Source organism: Sphaerisporangium sp. NPDC051017 (assembly GCF_040683095.1).
GTDB lineage: Bacteria > Actinomycetota > Actinomycetes > Streptosporangiales > Streptosporangiaceae > Sphaerisporangium.
Genome location: NZ_JBFBCI010000001.1, coordinates 279,978 through 306,527, shown reverse-complemented (window position 1 = coordinate 306,527; position 26,550 = coordinate 279,978). Strand labels below are relative to the sequence as shown.

The 26,550-nt window shown below is 66.6% G+C and carries 26 protein-coding genes and 1 tRNA gene; 17 read left to right on the top strand and 10 right to left on the bottom strand.

The window, feature by feature from the left end:
• Positions 1-504 precede the first annotated feature (504 nt).
• Positions 505-1,539, bottom strand: a complete 1,035-nt coding sequence (locus AB0M95_RS01480) for an ImmA/IrrE family metallo-endopeptidase (protein WP_363758023.1) — start codon at positions 1,537-1,539, stop codon at positions 505-507.
• A gap of 686 nt (positions 1,540-2,225) precedes the next feature.
• Between AB0M95_RS01480 and AB0M95_RS01475 the strand changes: the two genes are divergently transcribed.
• Entirely contained in the window at positions 2,226-3,305 is a 1,080-nt protein-coding gene (locus AB0M95_RS01475) for a tyrosine-type recombinase/integrase (RefSeq protein ID WP_363758021.1), read from the top strand.
• A gap of 496 nt (positions 3,306-3,801) precedes the next feature.
• Here AB0M95_RS01475 and AB0M95_RS01470 read toward each other — a convergent pair whose 3' ends face one another.
• Complete coding sequence (locus tag AB0M95_RS01470; RefSeq protein WP_363758020.1) at positions 3,802-4,794, bottom strand: hypothetical protein; 993 nt, start codon at positions 4,792-4,794, stop codon at positions 3,802-3,804.
• A 454-nt stretch (positions 4,795-5,248) separates the two neighbouring features.
• The gene (locus AB0M95_RS01465; protein WP_363758018.1) at positions 5,249-5,677 is read right to left on the bottom strand and encodes an NUDIX hydrolase; all 429 of its coding nucleotides are present in this window, start codon (positions 5,675-5,677) and stop codon (positions 5,249-5,251) included.
• Between the two features lie 76 nt (positions 5,678-5,753).
• On the opposite strand from AB0M95_RS01465, the gene AB0M95_RS01460 reads away from it, so the two are divergent.
• The 11 genes from AB0M95_RS01460 (at position 5,754) to AB0M95_RS01410 (ending at position 14,354) form a co-directional block, all read left to right on the top strand.
• Positions 5,754-6,539: a GntR family transcriptional regulator gene (locus AB0M95_RS01460; RefSeq protein WP_363758016.1), complete on the top strand. Its 786-nt coding sequence runs from the start codon at positions 5,754-5,756 to the stop codon at positions 6,537-6,539.
• 388 nt (positions 6,540-6,927) lie between these two features.
• The gene (locus AB0M95_RS01455) at positions 6,928-7,140 is read left to right on the top strand and encodes a hypothetical protein (RefSeq protein ID WP_363758014.1); all 213 of its coding nucleotides are present in this window, start codon (positions 6,928-6,930) and stop codon (positions 7,138-7,140) included.
• A 68-nt stretch (positions 7,141-7,208) separates the two neighbouring features.
• Positions 7,209-7,526: a hypothetical protein gene (locus AB0M95_RS01450; protein ID WP_363758012.1), complete on the top strand. Its 318-nt coding sequence runs from the start codon at positions 7,209-7,211 to the stop codon at positions 7,524-7,526.
• Between the two features lie 333 nt (positions 7,527-7,859).
• Complete coding sequence (locus tag AB0M95_RS01445; RefSeq protein ID WP_363758010.1) at positions 7,860-8,597, top strand: GntR family transcriptional regulator; 738 nt, start codon at positions 7,860-7,862, stop codon at positions 8,595-8,597.
• Positions 8,598-8,710: 113 nt separating this feature from the next.
• Positions 8,711-9,127 carry a plasmid replication, integration and excision activator gene (locus tag AB0M95_RS01440; protein WP_363758008.1) on the top strand — a complete coding sequence of 139 codons (417 nt, stop codon included), beginning with the start codon at positions 8,711-8,713 and terminating at the stop codon, positions 9,125-9,127.
• Entirely contained in the window at positions 9,127-9,417 is a 291-nt protein-coding gene (locus AB0M95_RS01435; RefSeq protein ID WP_363758006.1) for a hypothetical protein, read from the top strand. Before AB0M95_RS01440 ends, AB0M95_RS01435 begins: the two co-directional genes overlap by 1 nt.
• Positions 9,414-9,734, top strand: a complete 321-nt coding sequence (locus tag AB0M95_RS01430; RefSeq protein ID WP_363758004.1) for a hypothetical protein — start codon at positions 9,414-9,416, stop codon at positions 9,732-9,734. The genes AB0M95_RS01435 and AB0M95_RS01430 overlap by 4 nt, the downstream gene beginning before the upstream one ends.
• Positions 9,735-9,830: 96 nt before the next feature.
• On the top strand, positions 9,831-11,273 hold the full coding sequence (locus AB0M95_RS01425) for an FtsK/SpoIIIE domain-containing protein (protein WP_363758002.1): 1,443 nt from the start codon (positions 9,831-9,833) through the stop codon (positions 11,271-11,273).
• Positions 11,274-11,317: 44 nt separating this feature from the next.
• Positions 11,318-12,961 carry a replication initiator gene (locus AB0M95_RS01420; RefSeq protein WP_363758412.1) on the top strand — a complete coding sequence of 548 codons (1,644 nt, stop codon included), beginning with the start codon at positions 11,318-11,320 and terminating at the stop codon, positions 12,959-12,961.
• Positions 12,958-13,209 carry a helix-turn-helix domain-containing protein gene (locus AB0M95_RS01415; RefSeq protein ID WP_363758000.1) on the top strand — a complete coding sequence of 84 codons (252 nt, stop codon included), beginning with the start codon at positions 12,958-12,960 and terminating at the stop codon, positions 13,207-13,209. Before AB0M95_RS01420 ends, AB0M95_RS01415 begins: the two co-directional genes overlap by 4 nt.
• On the top strand, positions 13,209-14,354 hold the full coding sequence (locus tag AB0M95_RS01410) for a site-specific integrase (protein ID WP_363757998.1): 1,146 nt from the start codon (positions 13,209-13,211) through the stop codon (positions 14,352-14,354). The genes AB0M95_RS01415 and AB0M95_RS01410 overlap by 1 nt, the downstream gene beginning before the upstream one ends.
• 59 nt (positions 14,355-14,413) lie before the next feature.
• On the opposite strand, the gene AB0M95_RS01405 is transcribed toward AB0M95_RS01410, so the two are convergent.
• The 4 genes from AB0M95_RS01405 to AB0M95_RS01390 all read right to left on the bottom strand — a co-directional run bounded on the left by AB0M95_RS01405 (position 14,414) and on the right by AB0M95_RS01390 (position 16,101).
• Positions 14,414-14,486, bottom strand: a tRNA-Ala gene (locus tag AB0M95_RS01405).
• Between the two features lie 15 nt (positions 14,487-14,501).
• On the bottom strand, positions 14,502-15,227 hold the full coding sequence (locus AB0M95_RS01400; protein WP_363757996.1) for an HAD family hydrolase: 726 nt from the start codon (positions 15,225-15,227) through the stop codon (positions 14,502-14,504).
• Positions 15,228-15,288: 61 nt separating this feature from the next.
• Positions 15,289-15,408: a DLW-39 family protein gene (locus AB0M95_RS01395; RefSeq protein WP_358520364.1), complete on the bottom strand. Its 120-nt coding sequence runs from the start codon at positions 15,406-15,408 to the stop codon at positions 15,289-15,291.
• Between the two features lie 294 nt (positions 15,409-15,702).
• Entirely contained in the window at positions 15,703-16,101 is a 399-nt protein-coding gene (locus AB0M95_RS01390) for a hypothetical protein (protein WP_363757994.1), read from the bottom strand.
• 161 nt (positions 16,102-16,262) lie between these two features.
• Here AB0M95_RS01390 and AB0M95_RS01385 point away from each other — a divergent pair, with 161 nt between their 5' ends.
• Entirely contained in the window at positions 16,263-17,264 is a 1,002-nt protein-coding gene (locus tag AB0M95_RS01385; protein ID WP_363757992.1) for a WYL domain-containing protein, read from the top strand.
• A gap of 55 nt (positions 17,265-17,319) precedes the next feature.
• On the opposite strand, the gene AB0M95_RS01380 is transcribed toward AB0M95_RS01385, so the two are convergent.
• Positions 17,320-17,712 (bottom strand): DUF3224 domain-containing protein, encoded by a 393-nt coding sequence (locus AB0M95_RS01380; RefSeq protein ID WP_363757990.1) that lies wholly within the window; start codon positions 17,710-17,712, stop codon positions 17,320-17,322.
• Positions 17,713-17,836: 124 nt separating this feature from the next.
• On the opposite strand from AB0M95_RS01380, the gene AB0M95_RS01375 reads away from it, so the two are divergent.
• From AB0M95_RS01375 to AB0M95_RS01360, 4 genes are all read left to right on the top strand, one after another.
• Positions 17,837-18,895: an acetylxylan esterase gene (locus AB0M95_RS01375; protein WP_363757988.1), complete on the top strand. Its 1,059-nt coding sequence runs from the start codon at positions 17,837-17,839 to the stop codon at positions 18,893-18,895.
• Between the two features lie 398 nt (positions 18,896-19,293).
• The gene (locus AB0M95_RS01370) at positions 19,294-19,818 is read left to right on the top strand and encodes a protocatechuate 3,4-dioxygenase subunit alpha (protein WP_363757986.1); all 525 of its coding nucleotides are present in this window, start codon (positions 19,294-19,296) and stop codon (positions 19,816-19,818) included.
• A gap of 93 nt (positions 19,819-19,911) precedes the next feature.
• On the top strand, positions 19,912-20,748 hold the full coding sequence (locus AB0M95_RS01365; RefSeq protein WP_363757985.1) for an MBL fold metallo-hydrolase: 837 nt from the start codon (positions 19,912-19,914) through the stop codon (positions 20,746-20,748).
• Between the two features lie 4 nt (positions 20,749-20,752).
• The gene (locus tag AB0M95_RS01360) at positions 20,753-21,655 is read left to right on the top strand and encodes a DUF72 domain-containing protein (RefSeq protein WP_363757983.1); all 903 of its coding nucleotides are present in this window, start codon (positions 20,753-20,755) and stop codon (positions 21,653-21,655) included.
• Here the strand turns inward: AB0M95_RS01360 and AB0M95_RS01355 are convergent, their stop codons facing one another.
• Both AB0M95_RS01355 and AB0M95_RS01350 read right to left on the bottom strand, forming a co-directional pair.
• The gene (locus tag AB0M95_RS01355; RefSeq protein WP_363757982.1) at positions 21,656-22,447 is read right to left on the bottom strand and encodes an arylamine N-acetyltransferase; all 792 of its coding nucleotides are present in this window, start codon (positions 22,445-22,447) and stop codon (positions 21,656-21,658) included.
• A gap of 190 nt (positions 22,448-22,637) precedes the next feature.
• Positions 22,638-26,159 carry a S8 family serine peptidase gene (locus AB0M95_RS01350; RefSeq protein WP_363757980.1) on the bottom strand — a complete coding sequence of 1,174 codons (3,522 nt, stop codon included), beginning with the start codon at positions 26,157-26,159 and terminating at the stop codon, positions 22,638-22,640.
• Positions 26,160-26,550: the final 391 nt, after the last annotated feature.

The window sequence follows — 26,550 nt, the reverse complement described above, 5'->3', positions numbered from 1 at the left end:
ACATCTTCGAGTGACCGGCAGAGGAGGGACGCAGCTAGCGCTATCGTTAAGAGCCTATTTCTGGGCGGCAGTTCAATCCAGCAACCTGAGTTGGACAACGAGGATATGCCACTGGTCGAAGAGATCACAACGACTCTCAAAAACCTGCCTGGAGCTAAGGATAAGTCAAATGGCGGCGAAGCGGTCATTATTGCCCTAGCTGTGCGACGACTAAGACAAACCCAGAGGCGCCAGGTACTACTTGCCAACGATGGAGGGGCAAGTGTGGTGGCCGCTCGATACGGTATTCCCGCACGACATGCCGCCGACGTGATAGCTGAACTGGCTTGCGCCGATCCAACCTTGACTACTGATCAGTGCATGGATATCTTCCTAAGATCATCCAATATGTCGGCTCCGCCCTCTTCCAGTCGCCCGAGTGACAAGGAGGCTTTCTTGTGCGGCCGCAAAGGTCGCTCTTGTCTTGAGTGTGACCGAGTTGATTTGGCGTGACAGAGCGGATGCCTACCAGCCAGCCTCTGCTAGCCGCTGAGCCACGGAGTCTTTATCCTCACCCAGCAGTTCGGCAACTATAGCTATGTCCACTAGCCCCTCACCATATGCTCGGACTGCACGTTCGACTAGGCGAGGCGATCCCGACGGTTCATGCTGACGTTCGCACAGCTCATCCCACTTGCTATCAAGCCCAGCCCGGGCCATTTGAATTTTGATCGATTCTTTTTCTAGAATTGCAAATCGAGTATCGCCAGCGGGTACATGTCCATCCTCTACGAGTGCTTTGAAGACGACATGGCGACTAACTCCGTATGTGAGCATTAAGCGAGCGGTAAACTCTGCTGGCTGGATCTGCTCTGTGCGGGCCACTTTGACCTCGCTAGCGAGAGCCTCGCTGGGCAATAGCAGATAACGCGCGAAGGATTCGGCGCGAACCTCTGGGAGGGTATCCGGGGGAGTAACCTCATTGATAATGATCTGTCCATCATCATCGTACAAGCCATGACATAGCTCATGCGCGAGCGTGAATCGTTGCCGAGTCCAGTAGTCACAGGCATTGACGATGATCACACGCCTCACTTCTCCGCCACGCTCATCGCGGACGTTGATACCGTGGATGTTTTCTGGAAGTGGCTGAAAGGCTACCGGGATAGCACAATCTTCCACGAGCTGTACTAGGTCGTGTATTGGTTGATCACCCAAAGCCAAGGCGTCTCGAACTTTGCCCGCAGAGCGCTGGCCAGCTTCCTTGCGCATATGGCTATGATCTAGACCCAGGCCGTCTAGGACGCTGAGCTGAGGCCCTTGCCACAAGTCGAGGAGTCTAAGTTGGCGTAGGAGCATGTCTGCATACTGCAACGCTTGTACAGGTACGCCTGACTCCTGCGCCTGCCCCAGTCGGAGCGAAACTGCAAGATTGCCTTCACCGCTGGACTGACCAGTGAGATATGTGACCGGTACATCCAAGATGTCTGCGGCGGTCACAAGATCACTCAGTGAGAGCTTACCCCCTCCACCCTTGAGCAGGTTACCCAGGTCATCCATGCTAAGAAGTAGAGCTTTGGCTAGCGCATCTGCCGCTTGAGGGGTGTGCTCGATGAGTAGTGCGATCCGACCCTCTGCTGTGCTCGGAACCTCCCGGCCAGCCACTATGTCCTCCTTGCCTTGCTTGACCTGGCAGAGCGCTGACGTTACCCGCTGCGCTGCCGCGTAACCTGTCCATCGGCTACCTGTCACTACGACTCTAGACTCCACTACCGACAAACTGGGAACACGCTGACCCAACTGGGGCTTCCTTGGGGCTCTCATGTGGTATGGGAGAGCCTAGGTAGATCATCGATCGCAGGATGTTGGCAAGCAATTCACTAGACCGTACGTGACCATAGATTTTGAGTATTCACCAAGCAAGCGCCTAAGAAATAGGTCTCGAGCTAAATCTCATCAGACGGACATGAGCTGCTTCCTTGTACTTGCAGCGCTACCCACGTCATCCGGTGGCAAGCGGACCCGGAGCGCAGGACCGCTAGGCCCGAGCACCGGAAGCCGCGCGGCAGTCGATCGCCCTAACCACGTGTGACGATGACCGAAGTGTGCGATCATCACGGTCCTAAGCGGTGACTTCTGTCGGCCTCTCGGGCGCGAGGGGCGGTGCGTGCCGGACCGCCCGAAGAGCCGCAGCCGGGCACGCAGACCGGCCGACACGCCCGGCGGGCCGCGGAGCGGGCCGCCTTGTGCTGAGGACGGGTGACACGACCTTCGCCACCAGGACGGATGCGGATCGGGCGCTCACGCTGATCGAGGCTCAGATCATCTCGGGTGAGTGGACAGACCCGCAGCGTGGCAAGGTTCTGCTCGGCGACTACGCGCGGGCCTGGATCAAAGAGCGTCCGGGCCTGCGTCCCAAGACGATCGAGAACTACACCTGGCTCCTGAACCGGCGCATCATGCCGGGCCTGGGCGGTGTGCAGGTCGGCAAGCTGACGACTCCCATGATCCGCGCGTGGCGTGCGGCTCTGCTCGATGGCGGCGTCTCGGTCTCGACAACGGCCAAGGCGTACCGGTTCATTCGGGCGGTGCTCATGACGGCGACCGAGGAAGACAAGATGTTGTCGCGCAACCCGTGCCGGATCAAGGGCGCGGACAACGAGCACACCCCGGAGCGGCCAACGCTCACCGTGGCTCAGGTCTTCGAGCTGGCGGACCGGATGGCCGATCGGCGCTTTCAGGCGCTCGTGCTACTGGCGACCTTCGCGAGTCTGCGTTGGGCTGAGGTCATCGGCCTGCGGCGGGCGGACATCGATCTCAAGCGCCGAACCGTGCGCATCCGGGAACAGCTCCTCGAACTGGACGGCGGAGAGATGGTGCTGGGTCCGCCGAAGTCGCGGGCCGGGAAGCGCACGGTCGGTATCCCAGCGGCGATAGTTCCCGCGCTGACGGATCACCTTCGGGACTTCGTCTCGGAGGGTGAGGACGCTTTCGTGTTCCTCGGCCTTCGGGGTGGCTTCCTGCGGGGCGGCAACTTCCGGCGTGAGGCGAAGTGGGCCGATGCGCTCAAGGAGATGGGGCTCAAGGGCCTGCACTTCCACGACCTGCGGCACACGGGGAACACGCTCGCCGCGCAGTCCGGCGCGAGCCTCGCCGACCTGAAGGCGCGTATGGGGCACGACAGTGACCGGGCCGCACTCATCTACCAGCACGCGACGCGGGACGCTGACCAGAGGATCGCCGATGCGCTCAGCGCGCGGGTGGAGGCGGAGCGGAAGAAGGGCGATGACGACGGGATGGCCGGCGCCATGGTCCCGGCGAGCTAATGGCACGTTAATGGCACGAACGCCGCTTTCCCTGAGTGGGAAAGCGGCGTTTTTCCTGGTGGAGCCTAGGGGAGTCGAACCCCTGACTTCCTGCTTGCAAAGACGCACGCCGCTCGTGCTCGTCCTGCTCACACGCAGCTCAGCACGCCGAACAGGCTCACTGCGAGTGCCCGTCATTCCCCTTTGATCACCACCCCATCGGGCACGCAACGGGCACGCTCACTGAGCCGTCCCCTGCTCCTCCCTCGTCCTCCTCGTAGCTGCCGACCCCAGGGCGAGGCCGCCGTGTCAAGGGTCAACGAAGTTGATCGCGCAGCGACGCCGTAGGCGCCCTTGACTCGGTGGCCTCAACCGGGACACTCAAACAGCGAGGAGGATGGAACCTGCGGATTAAAAGCTCGGACGATCATGGTTTTATAAAGTTCAATGCAGGTCAGGGGGCAAGCGCGGCTCATCCTGAACGGCTCTGAATCATCCTGGAGAATGCGTCACCGAATTAGTGTGACATTTTCGGACAATCAACTCCACCAAGACTGTTGTCCTTGTTAAGGATCGTTGGCAAGGTAAGCGACCATTTATCATCACTACCCTTGCAGGGCTCCCGCTTGAGGACGTTTTTCAAAGGCAGATACCGAATTTGTCGAGGCTTGTTGTTGAGTAACACCATCCATTCTTCTCCCTCCCCGAGCACAACCCCATAGTAATTTCCTGCAGATGTATGCAGCTCTTCCATCGTAACCCACGGATCTTCGGATAGAATCTGAGGAACAATTCCAGCGGCTACTATGCCGAAAACAGCGGTAGTAAATAGTTCTCGTCGCCGGGTTCTCAGGTACTCGTCGATAGAAACTTGCTTTCCGCTTTTTCTTGCCTGTCTCACCTGCAGGCGATCAAGGATGATGAAAACCACAATCAAGATCGCCGTAAGCAGGAATAGATAGGCAGGCATTATTGAGCCAGCCAGAAGGAGGAGCCAAAGAATCACAGCGACAAATCGCAGATCAAATACAGGCAACTTGTACGCCTCCGCGTTTGCAGAGTTGTAGACAATGAACGCGACAATTGCATACAAGATAACAAAGGGCAGTAGGGCGAAAAAAATAGCTGCGAGCGGGGCAGCGTACCCCGACGCTTGAAGTATCGAAACCGCTAGCTGTGGATCGCCTAAGGCTATCTTTAGAAGCCGGATCAACGAGAGACTAATCGCTACAAAGATAGCTAGCTGCCAAAGTCCTTCGGAAGCGATAGCTTCTCGGAAGTTTAGAGAGTTGCCAGACTTTTGTGGTACCGGCGACCGATCCTCTTCACTGATTCGACTTGTCGTGCCGGTCGGTATAGAAGAGGGCTCTATTACGTTGTGCTGACTACGCTTGATTGAGGATGCCGCGAGTGCTCCACCCAGCGCACCGACCAGAATCGAAATGAACGCCACTCTTAGGTAAGAGATCACTTTGCAGGTCACGCGAAATCCATCTTGCGATTCAGACACTCGCGCTATCTCCTAATCTACTGATTTGGCGAGTCACTCACCCGTCATTGCGCGGCATTCCTCGACACTTTCTGCCTGCGACCTTAGCTTTACACATCACATGAGAGTGGGCAGAGTAATCATTTCATTGTCACCAGACTGTCACTGTATGCACTTCTTGCGCACTGTTACGCGGTAGGACGAAACCTTGGACCGTCGATCGCCCTCACTTCGTAGGATGACCGTACGTTTAAGCAATCGTTGGAGCGCGCGAGTAAGGCGGCGGGACGCCCGGGCGGCGCTAGCGTTAGGCGGCGGCGCTTTCGATGGTCGGTGGACGGCCCGGGTCGCCGCCGGCCGGGACCGGCGCCCACGCCGCACGCCCGGGCGGCGTGCGGCAGAGGGCCGGGTACGGCGGCGCGGCGCGCCGCCGCTTGATACCTAAAAGCGGTATTCGGCAAAGTTCCGCGAGGGATCAGAGAAGATGTGTGCCGTCGTGGTGGCGGATGGCCGGTGTGGGGTCGTTGCGCATGGCATCGAGGACGCGGACGGCGAATGCTTCGGAGGCGAGGGTGCGCACCTCGGCCGCGGTGACCCAGCGGAATGAGCGGGTTTCGTCGGTTTCGGTGAGGTGGCCGCTGATGAGCTTGCAGCGGAAGACCAGGGCGATGATGCCGCGGGTCATGTTCTTGTAGACGCCGGTGAGGGTGACGGGTTCGACGTCGAGGCCGGTTTCCTCGCGGACTTCGCGGAGTAGGCCGGTGATGATGTCCTCGTCGCGTTCGAGGACTCCGCCGGGGGCTTCCCAGTGGCCATTGTCGCGGCGCTGGGTGAGCAGGGCGCGGCCTTGGTCGTCGATGATCACGCCTGCCACGCTGACCGAGTGCGTGCTGTGGTGATCCATCGGGATTACCTCCGGCGGTGCGGGTCGCTATCCTCAAGACCGTAGTACACGTATGTACGAGTTGAGGAGTTGGGTCGTGGCCGAGCTGCCGTTGCCGGATCTGGACCCAACCAGCGATCGGGCGGTGTTCCGTCAGATCGCCGATCACATCCGGGATGCGATCGAGCAAGGCGTCTTGGCCGAGGGTGAGAAAGTGCCCTCGGAGGCTCGGCTCATGCAACATTACGGCGTCGCGAGGATGACCATCCGCAATGCGCTTCAGGTCCTTCAGGGTGAGGGGCTGACGGTCGCGGAGCATGGGCGTGGGGTCTTCGTCCGTTCGCATCCTCCGGTGCGGCGGTTGGCTTCGGATCGGTTCGCTCGTCGTCATCGTGAGCAGGGCAAGGCCGCGTTCATCGCGGAGACCGAGGGTGCCGGCGGCAAGCCAACCGTGGACTCGATAAAGATCACGGAGGAAGTGCCTTCGGCGAGTGTGGCCGAGTTGCTCGGGCTCACGGCGGCGGACTCGGTGATCCGCCGTTCTCGCCGGTATCTGATCAACGGTCAGCCGGTGGAGACGGCGGTGTCCTACATTCCGGCTGAGATTGCGCGGGGTACGCGGATCGCTGAGCCGGACAGCGGGCCGGGTGGGATCTACGCTCGGCTAGAGGAGTTGGGGCACCGGCTTGATCATTTCGTGGAGGAGATCCGGTCGCGGATGCCGTTGCGGGATGAGATGCGGGCGCTGAAGCTTGCGCCTGGGGTTCCGGTGTTTCACCTGGTCAGGACGGCGTACACGACGGCGGGCAGAGCTGTCGAGGTGTGCGACACGGTGATGTCGAGTGACGCCTATGTGCTGTCGTACGAACTGCCTGCGCGATAGGGCTTGACGAACTCCTCTAGAGGAGTCATAAATGACTGTGCCAAGCACTCCTCTAGGCGAGTAGACGCCTAAGTGACTGGATGGTCAACGCATCTCATCGGGCGGAGTCCTGTCTTATGGCAACTGACGTTTGCGAGTCGTGTGAGGGACGCGGCTGGAAGTACGTGAGCCCTCGACGCGGCCTGCTGGCCGTACCCGGCGGCACCTCTTCCCCTCGGCGGGTTCGTGAGCCTTGCTCCACGTGCTGGCTCGCCAGATCGTCGGCTCCTGAAGGGCGGGCGTCGTGAAGGGATGGCGGTTCCTCAAGCGGCGCGACGGCGGCCGGTCGGCTCGGCGGCTGCAGGGGCGGCACAGTGAGGGGTACCGGCCACGAGCTGTGACTCCGCGCGTGTTCGATCCGGCGGCCAGAGCGCAAGCGGCGCAACTCGACCAGCTCGAACCTGGGTGGGCGATCTGGTACGGCGTTTATGACCGGCTGTTCTACGCGATCTCCCGTACCGGCATGGCTGCCCCTTCCTGTGTCGCGGCGCCTTCTCCGGATGCGTTGCACGCGCTGATGCGCGAGGCGGAGGCCGCGGCAAGGATCGGGCGGGTGGCATGACAGGGCCAATGGAGTCAGAGGGAATCGGTCAGCGTCGGGCTACCGCCCAGCGTGACGCCCTGGTCGGGTTGCGCGACAGCATGAAGCTGCCCGGTGCGCGCTTCCTGATCGTGGAACGTGCGCGCCTGTTGATGAGGGTCAAGTACGGGGCCCGGATCTACCTGCCGCCGTACATGGAAGTGCGCATTGGTTCGCGGCTGGTGGTGACGATCTCGGTGAGCCAGCGGATGGGGCGCCCGCCGTTCTTCCTGGCCAAGCCACCCGGTGACCTCAGCGTCGGGGTCATGGCCGGGGAGGTCGGGGACACTGAATCGACGGCCAAGCACATCCGCAGCGTGCAGGAGCTGGCCGGCGTCTCCACGGATGACGACGGTGAGCCGCGCTGACTCCGCGCTGCTGCCGGAGCTGGTTGCCAAATACGGTCGGCGCTGGGAACTGCTCGACTCGGCGGGAGGCGGCTGGATCGCGGTTCGTCGTCACGGTGTTTCGGCGCGGGCACTCGGTCGCGGACTCGAACGTCAGGTGTGGCAGCACGCTCAAGGAGCTGGCTGCCTACCTGGCTGTGGAGACCGAGCTTGAACAGCGGTCCTTGGCTGTGGATATGCGGCCGGTGATCGCGGCGTCTCCGCAACGGAGACCTGATCAGGCGGGCTGATCAGCTATACAACCTGGGCACGTCTCTCTATGCTGACGACAAGTCGAGTAGTGGGGTTCTTGTTATGTCGGTTTCCGATGAGCAGTACGCGCCGCCCAAGTATGCCCAGATCGTGACGGCTATCCGCCACCGGATCGCGGACGGGACTTATCCGCCTGGCTCGCAGTTGCCCTCGGAAACCGCGCTGGTGCGGGAGTTCGCCGTCAGCCGTCCGACCGTGGTGCGGGCGCTTCAGACCTTGCAGCTTCGCGGGTTCATCGACCGTGAGCACGGCAGGGGATCGTTCGTGAAGGCCACTCTCCCGGCCAGCGAGGGCGAGTCTTCCCGGCCGGGCCGCGCGGTGCTGGATCGGGTCGAGGCCAGTGAGGGTGCGGCGGTCATCGTTGCGGGAACGCACCCGGCGCCGGCGAACGTGGCTGCCTTGTTCGAACTTCCGGAAGGTGCCCCGGTGGTCATGCGCCGGGTCTTGTTGAGCGAGGCAGACGAACCTTGTGAGCTGGTCACCTTCTGGTGTCTGATCGAGTTGGCCGAAGGGACCGACCTGGGCCGCAAGCAGCCGTTGACGGTGAGCGTGCGTCAGCACCTCCAAGGGATCAAGGGCCTGCGGTTCGATCACGTGGTGGAGCGGCTAGCCGCACGTCATCCGCTGGCCCATGAGATCGAGGTGTTCGCGCTGGGCAAGTCAGCCGCCGTGCTGGGTGTCCTTGCCCGGGTGTTCGATGGTTCAGGCCGGTTGGTGCTGGTGGTGGACATCGTGCTTCCCGGCACGATGCATGAGCTAGAGGACAGCTACTCATTGTGATGTGACGTAGCTCACATCTAATCTCGGAAACTCGTATTGTCGAGTCATCGTTGAGCAAGGTAGATTCCAACTCGACAGTACGAGTTGCCGATAGGACGACAGGAGATCAGGACATGGCAATCCCGCGAGCATTCAAGGTCGAGTTCGGGGAGATGTTCCCGCTCGGCTGCTACATGGTGGGCGAGGTCGAACAGGTCAAGGACTTCGAAGCCTCGACGCCCGGTAAGCCGGTGTGGGCACGTGACAAGGACACCGGTGACTTCGTCTGGCAGGTCACGGTTTTGGACTGCGACCCCGACGCCCGGGAGAAGACGCTCAAGATCAAGGTCAGCTCCCCGGTTGCGCCGGTTCCCCCGGCGCCGCTCCAGGGGCTCCCGTTCATCCCGGTGGAGTTCGATGGCATGACCGTCACGCCGTGGCAGAACGGGCAGAGGATCGCGTACTCGGTGCGGGCGCGGGAGATGCGCGCTCCCCGGACGACAGCTGCGCCGGTCCGCACCCCTGCCGCGAGCAAGCAGGACGCGGCCTGATGGGCAGGCCGGTCAACGGGTCCTGGCAGACCACGACCCTGCACGTGGACGGGCGCGGCCGGTCGGCGTGCCTTGCCTACCCGCACCGTACGCCGGTGTTCGAGGTGGCGGCCGGTAACGCGGTCGTGAAGGTGACCTTGCACGCCAGCCGGGTGGATGAGGCTTCGGTGATCTTCGCTCGTGAGCTGGCCGAGCAGGCGCGGGCCTTCGCCGAAGAGGTCGAACGGCTGCACAAGGGCCAGATCCGGCGCGCCTCCCGGCGGCAGACCGGTCAGGAGGACGCGGCATGAGCGGCTACACCTACACCACGATCAGCATGCACCCCGGCAAACCTCCCCGGGTGGGGGTGAACATCTACCCCGACGACCAGGGGACGGTCAGCTACTACCCGGCGGACGGCAGCGCCCGCGCGTTCCTGGCCGTCGACTACGCCGGCGCCTGGGTGCACATCGGCACGACGTCGGAGACCACGGTCACCGACACGCACGTGAAGTTCGCCCGGGACCTGTTGGAGGCTGCGGCGCGGTTCCTGGCCGACTGCGAGCGCCTGCGCGACCAGCACGCCCGGCAGACCACCGACCAGACGACCCCTGACAGGGCTGCCTGAGTGGTTGCAGGTGGGGCCGCTGGAAGCGCCAACTTCCGGCGGCCCCGGGTTCCTCTCCCCACGAGACTCGAATTCCTGAGAAGAGGCATACAGCTTATGCTGCGTAAACTCCCCGGGGACTACACCCGGGACATCGTCTCCACCGTCCCCGACTCGCTGGTGTTCCGGCCCACGGTGGTCAACACCCCGGCCATCTTCACAATCTTCGCGATCGTGTTCCGGGCGGTCGCGGGGCTGTTCCGGATGGTGTGGCGTCACCCGATCGCCTGCCTGACCGCCGCCACTCCGCTGGCGCTGTGGGTGATGTACGGCTGGCGCGTCGCCCTAGTGGCCGTCGTCGCAACCGTCTCGGCTCTGCTCGGGTGGCGGCTGGTCAAACCGGTGTCGTTCTCGGCCTGGGCGGGGCTTCGGCTACGGGCGTGGTGGCGGTGGATGTGGATCTACCGGCGGCACTGGCAACCGGTCATGGTCGTCTCCGGCCTGGGCAAGCACATCGGCGGACGCGAGTACCTGCCTCGGCTGCTCAAGGTCACCTGTACCTCGACCGCTGACGTGGTGGCGGTCAAGATGCTGTCGGGGCAGTCGGCTGCCGACTGGCAGGATCGGGCCGACAACCTCGCGCACGGGTTCGCCGGCCACGAATGCCGGATCATCTCAGCCAAACCCGGCCGTGTGACCCTGGTCTTCCCCCGGCGCGACATGCTCGCCTCGCCGATTCCCGCGCTGCCCATCACCGGGGACGTGCAGGTCTCGGCGGTCCCGGTGGGGCTGCGTGAGGACGGCTCGCCCTACCTGCTCAAGCTGCACGGCACGCACGTCCTGGTCGCCGGTGCCACCGGGGCGGGCAAGGGCTCATGGCTGTGGTCGGCGATCCGCGGGTTACTCCCCGCACAGCGCGCCGGGCTCGTGGAGATCTGGGCGCTGGACCCCAAACTCATGGAACTGTCCTACGGGCGGGCCCTGTTCGGGGACCGGTACGCCGCCGACCCCGCCGACTGCGCCGACCTGCTCGAAGCCGCCGTCAAGGTGATGCAAGAGCGCGCGGGCCGATTCGCTGGAGTCCAGCGCAACCACACACCCACCGTCGATGACCCGTTCATTCTGATCATCGTTGATGAGGTGGCGTTCCTGACCGCCTACCAGACCGACCGCAAGCTCAAGGAACGCATCAGCTCGGCCCTGGCCACCCTCACCACGCAGGGGCGCGCGGTCGGGGTCGGCGTCCTGGCCGCGTTGCAGGACCCACGCAAGGAAATCTTGTCGATCCGGAACCTGTTCCCCGACAAGATCGCGCTCCGGCTGGACGAACCCTCACAGGTGGATCTCGTCCTGGGCGACGGAGCACGCGACCGTGGCGCCCTGGCCGACCAGATCTCCACCAACCCGGCCACCGGGGCCGGCGTCGGGTACGTGCGGCTGGAAGCCTCCCCCGAACCCGTCCGCGTCCGCGCCGCCTACGTCTCCGACGCCGACATTCGTGCCATGGTCGCCGAATCGGCGCTCACGCTCCCGTGTGCGGACGGGGGTGAGGCCCGGTGACCCACCCGGACGACCGTTCCCTTCCAAGGTCCGTGCGTGCGGCCATGCCGCTGGCCGTGGACGTGATCGAGGAGGCGTGCAAGACCAACGGGGTCTGTGTCCGCCCCGTGGTACTCAAGCGCACCGACACCCTCACGGGCAGGGTCGAGTACGTCAACGTCCCCTGCGGCGCCACGCTGGCGGCCAAATGCGAGCCCTGCGCGAACCGGGCCGTGCAGCTCCGCAAGGCGCAATGCCGGGAGGGCTGGCACCTGGAGACCGAACCGGTCGCCGAACCCAACCCGCCCACCGACCGTCAGCTCTGGCTCGCCGAAGAACGCGCCGACGCCCAAGCGCTGCGGGAGATGGCCGAACAGGACGGCGGGGAGGTGGCCGTGTGGGATGAGGTGATCACCAGCCTGGATGACCAGCTCGCCGAGTCCGGCGTGCGGGGCCACGTCCTGCCCGGGGAGGGCAAGCCTCGCCGCTCGCGCTCGACTCGTCGCCGTCAGGACGCCCCGGACCTGCCCAAGCGGCAGCGAGAGAACCGCACCGTTGGGCGCACCTTCACCGCACCGGACGGGCGCGTCTACCGGCCGTCGCTGTTCGTCACCCTGACCTGCGACAGCTACGGCAAGGTCCGCCCGGACGGCACCCCGGCCGACCCGGCGACCTATGACTACGTGCGGGCGGCGCGGGATGCGATCCACTTCCCCAAGCTGGTGGATCGGTTCGTGCAGAACCTGCGTCGGGTCGCGGGCTATGACGTGCAGTACTTCGCCACCGTGGAGCCGCAAAAGCGGCTGGCTCCGCATCTGCACATGGCCGTGCGGGGCGTCATGCCACGCGCCGAGGTCAAGGCCGTGGCGGCTGCCACCTACCACCAGGTGTGGTGGCCGGCGGCTGATGTGGTCCGGTACGAGGGCGAGCATCTGCCGGTCTGGGCCGCCGACCACGCCACCGACCGCAGCGACGGGCAAGCCGGTGACTACCTCGATCCGGCGACCGGCGAGGTGCTGCCCACCTGGGAACAGGCACTCGACCAGCTCGACACCAACGAAGACGCCGAACCCCTGCACGTGGTGCGGCTGGGGCGGCAGGTCGACGTCCAGGGCGTCATGGCGGGCTCTCCCCGGGCCGATCTGGGCCTGCGCTACCTGACCAAGTACCTCACCAAGTCACTCACCGACTGCCACGAACCGACCAGCGATGCCCAGCGGGCGCACGTGGAACGGCTGATGGCGGTCCTACGTTACGAGCCGTGCGCACCAACCTGCCCCAACTGGCTGCGCTACGGCATCCAGCCCAAAGGCGCCAAACCGGGGATGCGGCCCGGGGCCTGCCGAGGCAAGGCACACAAGCCCGAACACCTCGGCTACGCCGGACGCCGCGTCCTGGTCTCGCGCAAGTGGTCCGGCAAGACCCTGACCGAACACAAGCAGGACCGCCGCGCCTGGGTCCTGGAACAACTCGCCGAACTCGGTCTACCGGCAACCCACGACCAGGACGACCCCCTCGACCCACACCGCTACATCTGGCGCCCGGTCACCTCGGCCGATCGTGGCGTGCCGCACCGCGCCAAACGGCTGCTAGACGAACTCGCCAAACGCCACCAATGGCGCGCGGCACTCAAACAGGCACAGGAACGCGCAGCCGGACAACCCATCGACCAGCTTTCGGCAACTCAGACAGCGAGGAGGGCGGCGTGACGAGAAGGGTCAAGCAAGAGCCGGTGTCGCTCGTTCCGGAGTCGGCGCAAGGCCGGTTGCTCACCGTGGAGCAGGCGGCTGAACGGCTGAACACCTCCGTCCGCTTTCCTCGTCGCCTGATCGAGGAGAGGCGGATCACCTTCGTGCGTGTCGGCCGGAACGTGCGCATCCCCGAGTCAGCGCTTGAGGCGTTCATCGCTGCCGGGGTGGTCGAGCCCATCACCCTCGGGCGCGGTAGGGCCGCGTAATGGCTGAGAAGAAGCGGCGGTTCGGGCGTGTTCGGCAACTGCCCTCGGGACGGTTCCAGGCTCGCTATGCAGGGCCGGACGGCATTGATCGCCCGGCGCCGAATACCTTCGCCACCAAGCGGGAGGCCGATATTTGGCTGACCAAACAGGAGGCGGAGATCCTCAACGGCGACTGGCTCGACCCCGACGCCGGGAAGATCAAGTTCGGGAAGTATGCGGGGGACTGGATCGAGGAACGGCCGAACCTACGCCCCCGGACGGTCGAGTTGTACGGCTACCTGCTCCGCGTCCATCTCACGCCGACATTCGGGGAGAAGGCGCTCAGCGAGATCAAGGACCCGCATGTCCGGCGGTGGCGTAAGAGCCTGCTCGACGCGGGCGTGAGCGCGGTGACCGTGGCCAAGGCGTACCGGCTTCTCAAGGCCGTTCTCACGACGGCCGTGGATGACCAGCTCATCCGGCGTAACCCCTGCCGGATCAAGGGCGCGGGGCAGGAGAAGTCACCGGAACGGCCGGTTCTCACCGTCGCGCAGGTCTACCAGCTCGCGGACGCGATTGAGCCGCGTTACCGGGCGCTGGTGCTCCTCGCGACTTTCGGCAGTCTGCGTTGGGGTGAGTTGACCGGGCTTCGCCGGCGAGACGTCGATCTGGATGCCGGAACCGTGCGGGTGGAGCGGCAACTGATCCGCATCACGGGCAAGGGCCTGGTCTTCACCGAACCCAAGTCGGCGGCCGGGAAGCGAACGGTCGTGATCCCGGCCCTGATCATCGCGGACCTGGAAGCGCACCTGAAGGACTTCGCCCAAGAGGGAGATGAGGGGCTGATCTTCGCGGGGCCGGATGACGGGCCGCTGTGGAACAGCAACTTCAATCGGCGGTTCTGGGGCAAGGCGCTCGCCAAGGCAGGACTACCGAAGATCCACTTTCATGACCTTCGGCACACGGGTAACACGCTCGCCGCGAATGCCGGGGCGTCCATTCGAGAGCTGATGGACCGGATGGGGCACTCCAGCACTCGCGCGGCGATGGTCTACCAACATGGCTCGCACGAGCGTCAGCGTGAGGTGGCGGAAAAGCTCGATGGCCTCGCCAAGGACCAGCTCACGCGGGCATCGGGCACGCAACGGGCACGGAAGTCGAAATAAGCCGGATGAAGCGAGAAACCCAGGTCGGGAAATGTGCCCTGACCTGGGTTTTCTTGCGGTGGAGCCTAGGGGAGTCGAACCCCTGACTTCCTGCTTGCAAAGCAGGCGCTCTGCCAGCTGAGCTAAGGCCCCTTGTCTGCGGACAGCTTACCGGGAGGATGTGGCGACTGGGGACTGGGCTTGGTGGCTGTCGAGGATCAAGGTGGGGAAGTCGGCGATGGAGTCGATGATCTGGTTGGCGCCGCCGCGGATCAGGCGTTCGCGGCTGTGGGCGCCGGTGAGGACGCCCGCCACGATGGAGGCGCCGGCGCGGCTGCCGCAGAGCATGTGGCTCTCGGAGTCACCCGCGACCGCGACCTCGCGGACGTCGTCGATGCGCAGGCGGAGCATGGCGGTGAGGACCATGTCGGGCCAGGGGCGGCCACGGCCGACGTCTTCGGGGCACAGGGTCAGGTCGATCTTGTCCATCCAGCCGACGGCGCCGAGGACGCGGCCGACCGTGTGCCGGCTGAAGCCGGTGATCAGGCAGATCTTCACGCCGGCGGCGCGGAGCTTCTCCAGGGCCTCGACGGTGCCAGGCGCGGGGTAGAGGCCGGCACGCTCGATGGTGTCCTCGTACGAGCGCTCGAAGGTCAGGTTGGCGGCCTGGGCCTGGGCTTCGTTGCCGGGGAAGATCCCGCGGAAGACTTCGATCTTCGGGCATCCCCGGGACCGGTGCACGTGCACCATGGCCCGCGCATACGCCCCGGTCCCGGGGACTATGCCCTGTGTGGCGATCGCCTCGGCGAACGCCCGGTCCACCATCGCGATGTCGCCGATGGTGGTGCCGGCCAGATCGAGACAGGCAAGCTTGATGGGTGAGGCGCTCGTCATGCCGTCACCTCCGCCTTGACCCAGAATCATTGACGCACCCGCACCGGCGGTTATGAGACGGTCAGTTCTCGCTGCCGGTCGCCTCGGTCCACAGGTCGAGCTCGGCGCGGTCGGCCTGCACCTTGCGCCAGACGAGCAGCCCCCCGAGGGCAACGAGCGCGAGAATGAGCAGCTTCTTCACGGTGTGACCCCACTTCTCAACGGTCTCGTCAGCCGAGGACGAGACGACGCCGGGTTCTTATCAGATGCTTGCAGCCTAGCAAGGTATCGGCTTCCACCCCGGGTCGCCCGGAAAGCGGTTGTCCACATTCTTGCGATACGGACCTGGCTTCCCGGCATCGGTCACGCGGTTCGGGCCCGGAGGTAAGAGTCCGCCATAGCTCTGAGCAGGCGTTTCTTCCAAGAAGTACCACCCTGGGACATCTCACAGCGCAAGTTTCGCCTGATAGCGGACAATCAGCACTTGTCACATACGTCAACCGCCGACGGGGCTCTCGAGGAACGCGTCGGCCAGGTAGGCGGGAAGGCGCGGCTCGTCCGGGGCGAGCATGTGCCGTACCCAAGCGGCGCGCTCGTGCTGCAGCGGGGGCAGTTCCCATACGCAGCCGATCCAGGGCTTGCCGATCTCCGAGAAACGCGCCGGGTCGGTGTCCTCGCTGCCGAGGAAGGGCGCGTCGGCGACGGCCGTGCGGCACTCGATGACGTTGTCCCACACCCAGGTGTAGGCGTTCAGGTAGCAGGCGGTGTCCCTCCCCCGGTGCAGTACGGTGAACGCGGCCGGCGGGGTCTCGTCGGGGTCGGGCAGCAGGCTGGGCAGGAAGGCGTACGCCGCGTGCTGGATCTCCGGCTCGATCTCGGCGTCGGCGGTGTTCACCGAACACTTACAGCGCGGAAGCCCGGTCCTTCAGCTTCAGGGCCGAGAAGCTGACGTGGTAGCGCTTGCGAGTCCGATCACTCCGGGAACGCGAAGAAACTTCTCGTTGAAAGCCACGATTGGACGGTACGAGGGGCACACTGACACGTATTGTCAGTGGAATGCGCGCGAGTCGCCTGCTTTCCATCCTCCTCCTGCTGCAGGCCCGCGGCCGGCTGACCGCTCGCCAGCTCGCCGAGCTGCTGGAAGTGTCCGTCCGGACGATCTACCGCGACGTCGAGTCGCTGCACGCCGCGGGCGTCCCCCTCTACGGCGACGCGGGCCCGGCCGGGGGCTACCAGCTACTGGACGGCTACCGCACCCGCCTGACCGGCCTCACCAGCGAGGAGGCCGAGGCGCTGTTCATGGCCGGGATGCCGGGACCGGCCGCCGAGCTCGGGCTCGGGGCCGTGGTCGCCGCGGCGCAGCTCAAGCTCCAGGCGGCGCTCCCTCCGGAGCTGCGCGACCGGGCGACGCGCATCCAGGAGCGGTTCCTGCTGGACGCCCACGGCTGGTACTACGACGGCGACCGTTCGCCGCACCTGGCGCCGATCGCCGACGCCGTGTGGAACCAGCGCCGTATCCAGGTGCGCTACCGCCGCTGGAAGGAGCCGGCGGAGGTGACCCGCGTCCTGGACCCGTACGCCATCGTGCTCAAGGGCGGAAAGTGGTATCTGGTCGCGCGCGGCGGCGAGAACGTCCGCACGTACCGCGTGCACCACGTGCTCGGCCTGGAGGTGCTGGACGAGACCTTCGACCGTCCGTGCGGGTTCGACCTGGCCGCGTACTGGCGGTCGTTCCTCACCGAGTTCCGCTCCCGCCTCTACCAGGGCACGGCGACGATACGGCTCTCTCCCGCGGGCCGGCGGCGCCTGCGGGAAGTGATGAGCAGCGCGGTGATGGACGCGGTGGACCAGAGCGCCACGGACCCGGACGAGGCGGGCTGGGTGACGGCCGTCGTGCCGATCGAGTCGCTGGAGCACGCCGAGACCGAGTTCATGAAGCTCGGCGCGCAGGTCGAGGTGCTGACGCCGATAGAGCTACGCGCGCGGCTGGAGGCCACGGCGCGCGAGCTGGCGGGCATCTATCTGTCCCTGTCGCCGGCCGGGCCGCCCGCTTCGTGAGCCGGCCGGCTCAGCCATGGTCGAGGTCGGCCGGTGATCGAGCCTGCGGCCCAGGTCAGCTCAGCTCGTAGTCGAGGGTGTAGGAGTGCGCGCCGTCGTCGTTGACGATGTGCCCCGTGCCGGTGATGCCCTGGAGGTCGCCGGTGCCCGAGTCGGGGAGGATCGTCCAGCTCAGCGACCGGTCGTCACCCTCGCTGGTGGCGTTGTGGTGCAGGACGAAGGTGCCCTCGCGCCCGTGGACGGTGCCGGTGAACCGCTCGAACCCGGCGTAGGCGGCCGAGGTCTCCACCTGGCCGACGGCGGTGATGATGTCGGTGGTGCCGGCGCCTTCCAGGTCGCCGTGGAAGGCCTTGGTGATGTGGACCTTGCTCAGTGTGGCGCCTTCACGCTCGTCGTAGGTCTGGGGCTCCCAGCTCTCGATATCGAAGGTGCCCTCGGCACGTGGCATGACCGTCTCTCCTCAGATCGGGATATGTCCCCCTATCGTGGCTCGCAAAGCTGACGTCCACTGTCAGGTACCACCGTCGCGTCCGGCGATTCCGCCGGGAAACCGCCAAGGTTACGATGCGGACGTGGTGCGCCTCACCGCCCGCCACCGGCGAAGGCGGCACGGCGGCGTGGCCGACACCGGCCCCCGACAGCTAGGAGCGGCAATGGCCCTGTTCGACCTGCCCCTGGAACGCCTCCGCGACTACCTTCCAGAGCGTGACGAGCCGGCCGACTTCGACGCCTTCTGGAAGCAGACGCTGGAAGAGGCGTCCGCGCACGACCTGGCGCCGGAATTCGCGCCCTACGACACCGCGCTGAGCGAGGTCCAAGTCTACGACGCGACGTTCGCAGGGTGGGGCGGTCATCCGATCAGGGCCTGGATGCTGCTCCCCGCGGGCGCGGACGGCGTGCCGTGCGTGGTGCAGTACATCGGCTACGGCAACGGCCGGGGCCTGCCCATCGATCATCTCAGCTGGCCGGCGGCCGGTTTCGCCGCCCTGGTGGTGGACACGCGCGGCCAGGGCGCCAAGAACGCCTACCACCCGGGCGCGACCGGCGACCCGTACGGCGGCGACTTCCCCGAGACGCCGGGCGTGATGACCCGGGGCATCCGCGGCCCGGAGCACTACTACTACCGGCGCGTGTTCACCGACGCGGTGCGGGCCGTGGACGTCGCCGCCGGACATCCGGCGGTGGACGCCGCGCGGATCGCCGTCGCGGGGGCCAGCCAGGGCGGCGGCATCGCCCAGGCGACCGCGGCGCTCCAGCCGAAGGTCGCGGCCGCGCTGATCGACGTGCCGTTCCTGACGCACTTCCGCCGCGCGGTGGAGATCACCGACGAGGACCCGTACCAGGAGCTCGTCCGGTTCCTGGCCACGCAGCCGGAGGCGGAGAAGGAGGTGTTCCGCACGCTGTCGTACTTCGACGGGCTGAACTTCGCCGCGCGCGGCCGCGTCCCGGCGCTGTACTCGGTGGCGCTGATGGACTTCGTGTGCCCACCGTCGACGGTCTTCGCCGCGTACAACCACTGGGCGGGCCCCAAGGACATCGAGGTGTGGTCGTGGAACGGCCACGAGGGCGGCGCCGGGCGGCAGCGGATGATCCAGCTCCGCTACCTGCGCGAGCTGTTCGCCACGGGGTGAACCGGCCCGGTCACGGGGACGCGTCCTCACCGGCTCCTCCGAGCTGCTGGACGGCTGCTCGCGGACGTGCCTGCGGCGGGTGTGGCGGGCGCAGCACTTCTCCTGGTGGATGACGATGCTCCTGCACACCTTCGACGCCGACGGCTGCAGCTGTCCCACCTCGAGTACGTGACGTCGTCGGAGGCGACGGCGAGGACGCCGGCGGAGAACTACGCCGGCCTGCCGTACGGGTCCGGCGAACAACGCACCGAAGGGGCTGAAGGCCGGATGTCAACGTAATCCGCCCTTTGCGCGACATCTAAGGAACCCACGAGCGTCCATCCCCCGTATCTCGGCCCGGAATGGGCGCTCGGCCACCAGTTCGACATCGTGCTTGGCCGTACCCCCATGGAGGCCTGATGTATCAGGAAGGCTCGCTGGACGCGCCCATGGCGCCGACCCCTTCGAAGACCTTCGGCCCGTTCTTCTCCCACGCCCTCCCGTACGACGGGGACTGGGAGCTGGTGCCCGAGGGCCACCCGGGGGCGATCGAGATCCGGGGACGGGTGCTGGACGGCGCGGGGGAGCCGGTGCCCGACGCGCTGTTGGAGCTGTGGATGGGGACGATGGGGACCCGGCGGATCTTGCTGCGGACGGGGACGGGGACCGCGGGCTTCGGGCGGTGCGCCACCACGCCGGATGGCTCGTACCGTTTCCGTACGATCCGGCCGAGTGTGCCGTACATGCTGCTGCTTGTCTTCGCCCGCGGCCTGCTGCGGCCGATGCTGACGCGGATCTACCTGCAGGACGGCCCCGACCCGCTCCTGGACACGCTCGACCCCGGGCGCAGGGCCACGCTGATCGCCCGCGAGCGGTCCGCCGGCGTCTACGGGTTCGACGTCCGGCTGCAGGGGGAGGAGGAGACGGTGTTCCTCGGCACTTGACGGCCTCTGAGCCGGGCTCATACCGCCCCCCGAGCCGGACCGGCGTCCCCCCGTGTGCTTAACCTGAAATATCAGGAGACGGGAGGGATTCCCATGGCCGATCCTGCCGAGGCGAGCGTCTTCTTCATCGGAAACGCCACGACCTTGATCCGCTGCCAGGGCTTCACCATCTTGACGGACCCGAGCTTCCTGCATCGAGGACAGCGTGCCTACCTCGGCTGGGGCATCACCACGCGGCGCCGTACGAACCCGGCGATCGAGGTCGGCCACGTGCCCGAGCTCGACGCCATCGTGCTGTCCCACATGCACGGCGACCACTGGGACCGCTACGCCACCCGGGGGCTGGACAAGAGCGTGCCCGTGATCACCACCCCGCACGCCGCGGCGCGGCTCGCGCGCAAGGGGTTCATGAACGTCGTCGCCCTGGAGACCTGGAGGGAACACCTTCTGCGCCGGGGCGACGCCACGCTGAGGATCACGTCGCTGCCCGCCCGTCACGCGCCGGGCGCGGCCGAGCGCCTGCTGCCGCCCGTGATGGGCAGCATGCTGGAGTTCGGCCACGGCGACCTGGACGGCGACCTGGACCTGCGCATGCACATCAGCGGGGACACGATTCTGGACGACCGCCTGAACGCGATCCCCCACCGGTTCCCGGACATCGACGTCGCGATCGTCCACCTCGGGGGCACGAAGATCCTCGGGGCGCTGCTGGTGACCATGGACGGCGACCAGGGCGCGCGCTGGGTGCGGCTGATCGGCGCGCGCCACAACCTGCCCGTGCACTACGACGACTACGAGGCGTTCAGCTCGGGCCTCGACGACTTCCGCCGCCACGTCGACCGGCTCGGCCTGTCCGACCGGGTCCGGTACATAGGCCGCGGCGAGACCTACCACATCCTCGGCCGCCGGGCGGGGCACGGGGCGCGCTGACCGCATGGGGGAGATCCTTCTCGGCACGGCGTCCTGGACGGACAGGACGCTGCTCGCGTCCGGCTGGTATCCGCCCGAGGTCACGACGGCGGAGGAGCGGCTGCGGTACTACGCGCGCCGCTTCCCGCTCGTGGAGGTCGACTCGACGTACTACGCGACGCCGGGGGAGGAGACGGCACGCCTGTGGGCGGAGCGCACCCCGCCCGGGTTCACGTTCGACGTCAAGGCGTTCTCGCTGCTCACCTGCCACCCGACCCGCCCGGGGGCGCTGCCCGGGGACCTGCGGGGCGAGGTCCCCGACAAGAAGAACCTGTACATACGGGACGTGAAGCCCGAGGTCGCCGACCAGGTGTGGGAACGCTTCCTGTCCGCGCTGCTGCCGCTGTGGGAGGCGAGGAAGTTCGGGGCCGTGCTGTTCCAGTTCCCGCGCTGGTTCCCGATCGGCAAGGCCAACAAGCACTACATCCTGGAGTGCAAGCGCCGCGCCGAGCCGCTGAGGATCTCGGTCGAGTTCCGCAACCACACGTGGATGTCGGAGGAGAACAGGGACGAGACGCTGGACTTCCTGCGCTCGTACGCCATCCCGTACGTGAACGTGGACATGCCCCAGGGCTACCCGGACTCGATCCCGCCGGTCGTCGCCGCCACGGCGGACCTGGAGGTCGTCCGGTTCCACGGGCACAGCGACAAGTGGACCAGCCACGACATCCACGAGCGCTTCGGTTATCTCTACAGCGAAGAGGAGCTGAAGACGTGGACGCCGAAGCTGCGCGAGCTCGCCGAGGGGACGTCCGTCACGCACGTGCTCATGAACAACTGCTACCGGGACTACGCCCAGACCAACGCCCGGCAACTCGCCGCCCTGCTCGCCCAGGCCGGGGCCCGGGTGCCGCCGCCGGCCGAGTGATCAGCCCGTGGGCACCGGCGGGTTCGCGACGACCGGCACCCGGTCGAGCACGATGCCGAAGTTGGTGCGGTAGGCCTCCAGGATCTCGGCGTCGCTCTCCATCGTCACCTCCTCGCGTTCGCCGCCGACCGTGTGGATGAGCTTGGCGCCGCTGAGCGTCACCCGCCCGGTCTCGGTCAGCCGCGAGCACGTCAGCGAGCGTGTGAAATGGGAGTTCGGCGAGGTCTGGTGCCACCAGCAGGTCGGCAGGTAGTCCCTCAGCTCGTACGGCCGGGCGTCCAGGCGGTACTCGACGCTGCCGTTGTGGTGGACGTCGAGATCGCCGTACTCGCCGCCCGGGGTGACCTGGAAGACGCCGCCGGGGTCGTGCTGCTCCTCGCGGTCCGCCAGGCGCACGGGGTAGTGGGTGAAGGCGCCGAACCCGACGTCGACCAGCCAGGGCTCGTCCAGGTCGACCCGCAGGGCCATGTGGTCGAACGGGAGCCCGGGCCGCCGGTCGCCGCCGAAGACCCGCGCGGCCAGGCGCGTCACACGGTAGCCGAGGGCGGTGAGCAGCGCGGCGAGGGCGCCGTTGAGCTCGTAGCAGAAGCCGCCCCGCCGCTGGTCGACGATCTTCGCGACCAGCAGGTCCTCCTCCAGGACGATGGGCTGTCCCATGTGGATGCTCAGGTTCTCGAACGGCACCGACATGAGATGGGCGCGGTGGATCTCCCGCAGCGCCTCGACGCCGGGAGCCGCCGGCCGCGGGACGCCGATCCGCGCGAGGTAGGCGTCCACCCGCGATTCATCCATTGACTGCTCCGCCTCCGGTCCGCTATTTCACCATTTATCCATTCATACCGCCCAAACCCCACCTTGACCCGGCCCAGAACGGGGTGATCCCGCCGCGAAATCGCAGCGGTGGCCGTGCCGGAAAGGCCACCGGCCCGGCCCGTCCCGCGCCGTGCCGGGCGGGACGGGCCGGTGGTGGTCCGTCAGGCCGTTACGGGGTGGCCTTGTCCGGACGCTCGGAGATGCGGATGGCGTTGACGATCGTGTCACCGGCCCGCTCGGCGAACCGCACGTTGAGCTGACCGTCGGTGACCTTCACGGTGTACGACCGGGTGGTGGCGGTGTACGTGCCCACCTCCAGGGCGAGGTCGAGCGCCGGGATCGCGAGCTGGCCCTCGACGATGACGTCGAAGACGCGCTTGCCCGGACGGGTGTCCTTGATGTCCGCGAAGCCCAGCTCGACGGTGTAGGTGCCGTTGGGCACCCCGTCGAACCGGTACTCGAGCATCCCTTCGCGGGCCTTCTTGAACAGCTCCTGCTCGGTGGTGCCCTTGATCGTCTTGGTCGTGGTGGCGGTCTTGTTGATGGACGCCACGTAGCCGGAGCCGCCGGTGGTGTACTTCCGGTCGGCGGTCCACCGGTCGCCCACCGCGTCCACGAGATCCTTGGTGGCGCCGGTGTCGATGGCGACCTGGTGCTTGGGCACCACGACGTTCACGGCGATCTCGATCTGCGGGTTGCGGCCGCTGGCCGAGCGCACCAGCAGCTTGCCGGTGCGGACGGTGCCCGGCTGGACGCCGGTGCTGGAGGCGGTCGCCTTCAGCGTCACCGACGCGCCCGTGGCGAGGTCGCCCGCCGCCGGGGTGACGGTGAGCCAGCTCTGCGCCGGGTCGGTCACGACGGTGTACGCCGTGGCGCCGCCCAGGTTGGTGAGCTGGACGGTCCCGCTCCGGGTGGCGTTGGCGGGCATGACCAGCGTCACATCGGCGGCCGAGGCCGTCACGCGGCCGGTGGCCAGGGCGGTGTCGACCGGGGTCACCGTTCCGGCGGTGACGGTGACGCTCTGGGTGAAGGTGCCGTAGTTCTCCTTGGACACCGTCACCTGGTAGTCGCCCACCGGGATCTGGCCGAGCCACGTGCCGCTGTCCCCGGTCGTGAAGGTGGCCAGGTCGCCGACCTTCACCGTCGCGCCCGCGAGCGGCCTGCCGTCGTTGGCGTCGCTCACGGTGCCGGACAGCAGGCCGTGGCGGCTGGCGGTGAACGTCAGGCCCTGGCCTTCCCGCAGCGCGGCGACGTTGTACGAGTACTGCAGGGCGTCGGTGCCGGCGGGGTTCTCGACGCCGACCGTGGCGCTGGTGCCGGCGTGGCGCTCGCTGGTGATGCCCTTGTAGCGGTACGAGATCGAGCCGTCCTCGCCGAGCAGCGCCGAGAACGTGATGCGCAGGCTCGCGTCGGAGTAGAAGCGCGCGTTGCGCCACTCGACGACGAACGTGCGCCTCGGGGCGGTGCCGGTGGTGGCGGTGTAGACGCCGGACTGGTCGTCCAGCACCAGGTCGTCCCAGTACGGGTACACGGCCCCGTTGGGCGCGGCGGAGGAGGGCAGGGAGCCGTTGCTGGCCGCGGTGCTGCTCGCGGTGAAGCTCAGGAACCCGTTGCTGCTGACGAAGCCGCCGGTGTAGCCGGTGCCGTAGAACGGGAAGGTGAACGGCAGCGCGATCGGCTGGGCGACGTCGTCACCCGTGATCGCCTGCTTGTCGGTGCCCGCGACGAAGGGCGCGGTGGCGTCGGCGCAGGTGTAGCCGAAGGTGTCCATGCGGCGCGGCAGGTCGACGTTCTTGGTGACCGTGCCGCTCACCGCGACGTTCACGGTGAGGCCGTCGGCGCAGCGGGAGAGCGGGGTGACCTTCAGGTCGTAGGTGCCCTCCGGCAACGTGAGCGAGTACCGACCGGCGGCGTCGGTGGTCGCGGTCACCGGGGTGCCCACGGCGGTGACCGTGGCCCCCACCTCGGGCGCGCCGGCGGCGGTGACCGTTCCCGACACCGTCCCGGAGGGCAGCACCGTCAGCGTCACGTCCTGCGTGACCGTCTGGTCGGCGACGATGGTGACGGTCGCGGTGGCCGTCTGGTAGCCGTACTTGGTGACCGTGACCTGGTAGTCGCCGGTGAGCAGGCGCGGCAGCGTGTACGTCCCGTCCGCGGCGGTGGTGACCGTGCGGTTGATCGGGCCGGTCACGCTGAGCGTCGCCGCGGCGACGGGCGTGCCGCCGGAGGTGACGGTGCCCGCGAGCCCGCCGAGCGAACCGACGGGGGCGGCCCGGACGGCGGCGTACGCGTCGAGGCGGCCCTCGCCCCAGACGTTGTTGTCGGCAGCGGTGCCGCCGCAGCGGGTGTCGTTGACGTCGATCGCGGTGCCGTCGAGCAGCTCGCGCGTGGTGTTGATGTCACCGCGCAGGCCAGGGGAGGCCGACCACATCAGCGCGACGGTGGCCGCGATGTGCGGGGAGGCCATCGAGGTGCCGGAGAAGAAGTCGTACCCGCCGGGGATGGACGAGCGGACGTTCACGCCGGGCGCCGCGATGTTGGGCTTGATCTCGCCGTTCTCGCCGAAGCCGCGGGTGGAGAAGGTCGCGATCGTGTTGTTGCTGTCGAACGCGCCCGCGCTGTAGCTGATGATGTACTGTCCCGGCGAGCCGCTGGAGTTGCAGCCCGCGCCGGTGACGTTGCCGTTGGCGAAGGCGGGGAAGATGCCCGCCGCTATCCACGCCTCGACGGTCTCCTTGTACCAGGGGTCGAAGCCGGAGCCGCCCCAGGAGTTGTTGACGATGTCCGGCGCCAGGTCCGGGCGGGGGTTCCGCCCGCTCAAGTCGGTCGGCGCGATGACCCACTGGCCCGCGGCGAGCAGCGATGCGTCGGAGCAGGAGTTGCTCTCGCAGCCCTTGGCGGCGATCCACTTGGCTCCGGGGGCGACGCCGATCTCGTTGGCGCCGCCATCGGAGCCCACCATCGTGCCCATGGTGTGCGTACCGTGGTCGTTGTTGTCACACGGCGCCGGGCTGGAGCAGACACCCGCGGGGTCGAACCAGTTGTAGTTGTGGTCGACGGTGCCGTCGGCCTTCTTGCCCCGGTACTGGGCGGCCAGCGCGGGGTGGGTGTAGTCCACGCCGCTGTCGATGTTGGCCACGACGATGCCCTCGCCGCGGGTGCCGAGTTCGCTCCACACCTGGGGCGCCTTGACGCGCTCGATGTTCCACTCGACGGCGTTGACCTGGGCCACCGGCCTGCCGGGGATCAGGTCGGGCAGTTTGGTGACGTGGGTCGGCTCGATGCTCTTCACCTCGGCGAGGTTCGCGATCTCCCCGGCCAGCTTGGCGTCGCCGGTCACCTGGACGGCGTTGGAGATCCAGAACGGGGTGAAGTCCACGCCCGCGGAGGTGAGCAGCTTGCGCAGGTTCGCCTGGGACGAGGTGGCGATCTCGGTCTTGGCCTTGTAGACCTGCTGCGCCTTCTGGGTCTTGGTCGTGGCCCTGTGGGCGGCGCTGAGGTCGGCGTTGCTCTTAAGGCGTACCCAGAAGGTCGCCTTGTCGTCCGCGGACAGGTCCGCCATGACGGCTTTGTCGATCTTGTCGGGCTCGGGCGCGGGCGCGGCTTGGGCCGCGCTGTGAGGCAACATGAGCGCGAGGGTGGCGACCGCTCCGGTCAGAATCGTTCGCCAGTGCCGGGGTGTGCGTGACACACATTCTCCTTCACGCCGGGCGGGGATCAACCGCCGGGAGATGGCGTGGGCTGATGAGATCTTTACAGCCCACGTGGAGAATCGTGAATCGATCTTGTCTGCTTTGCAATGGTTGAAATCGACAAAGCACGTAATGTCACCGGATTTATCACGACAAGCTTGTCTGACATTAAGGCCGTTTCCCGGACATTAAGCACCTTTTCCGACTTTCTTACTACACTAAGGTAACAATCTGTCAGATCGCCGGGACGTTTCGCGTGCGCCCAGGGCCTCCAGGTCGGAGGAGTGTACGTGAGCACGGCGAGGCGTACGCGCGGGCCCGGATCACGGAGTTTCGGAATCCCGCTATCGGCCACCGGCGGAGGCCGAAATATGGCCCGGCGCCGTTGAC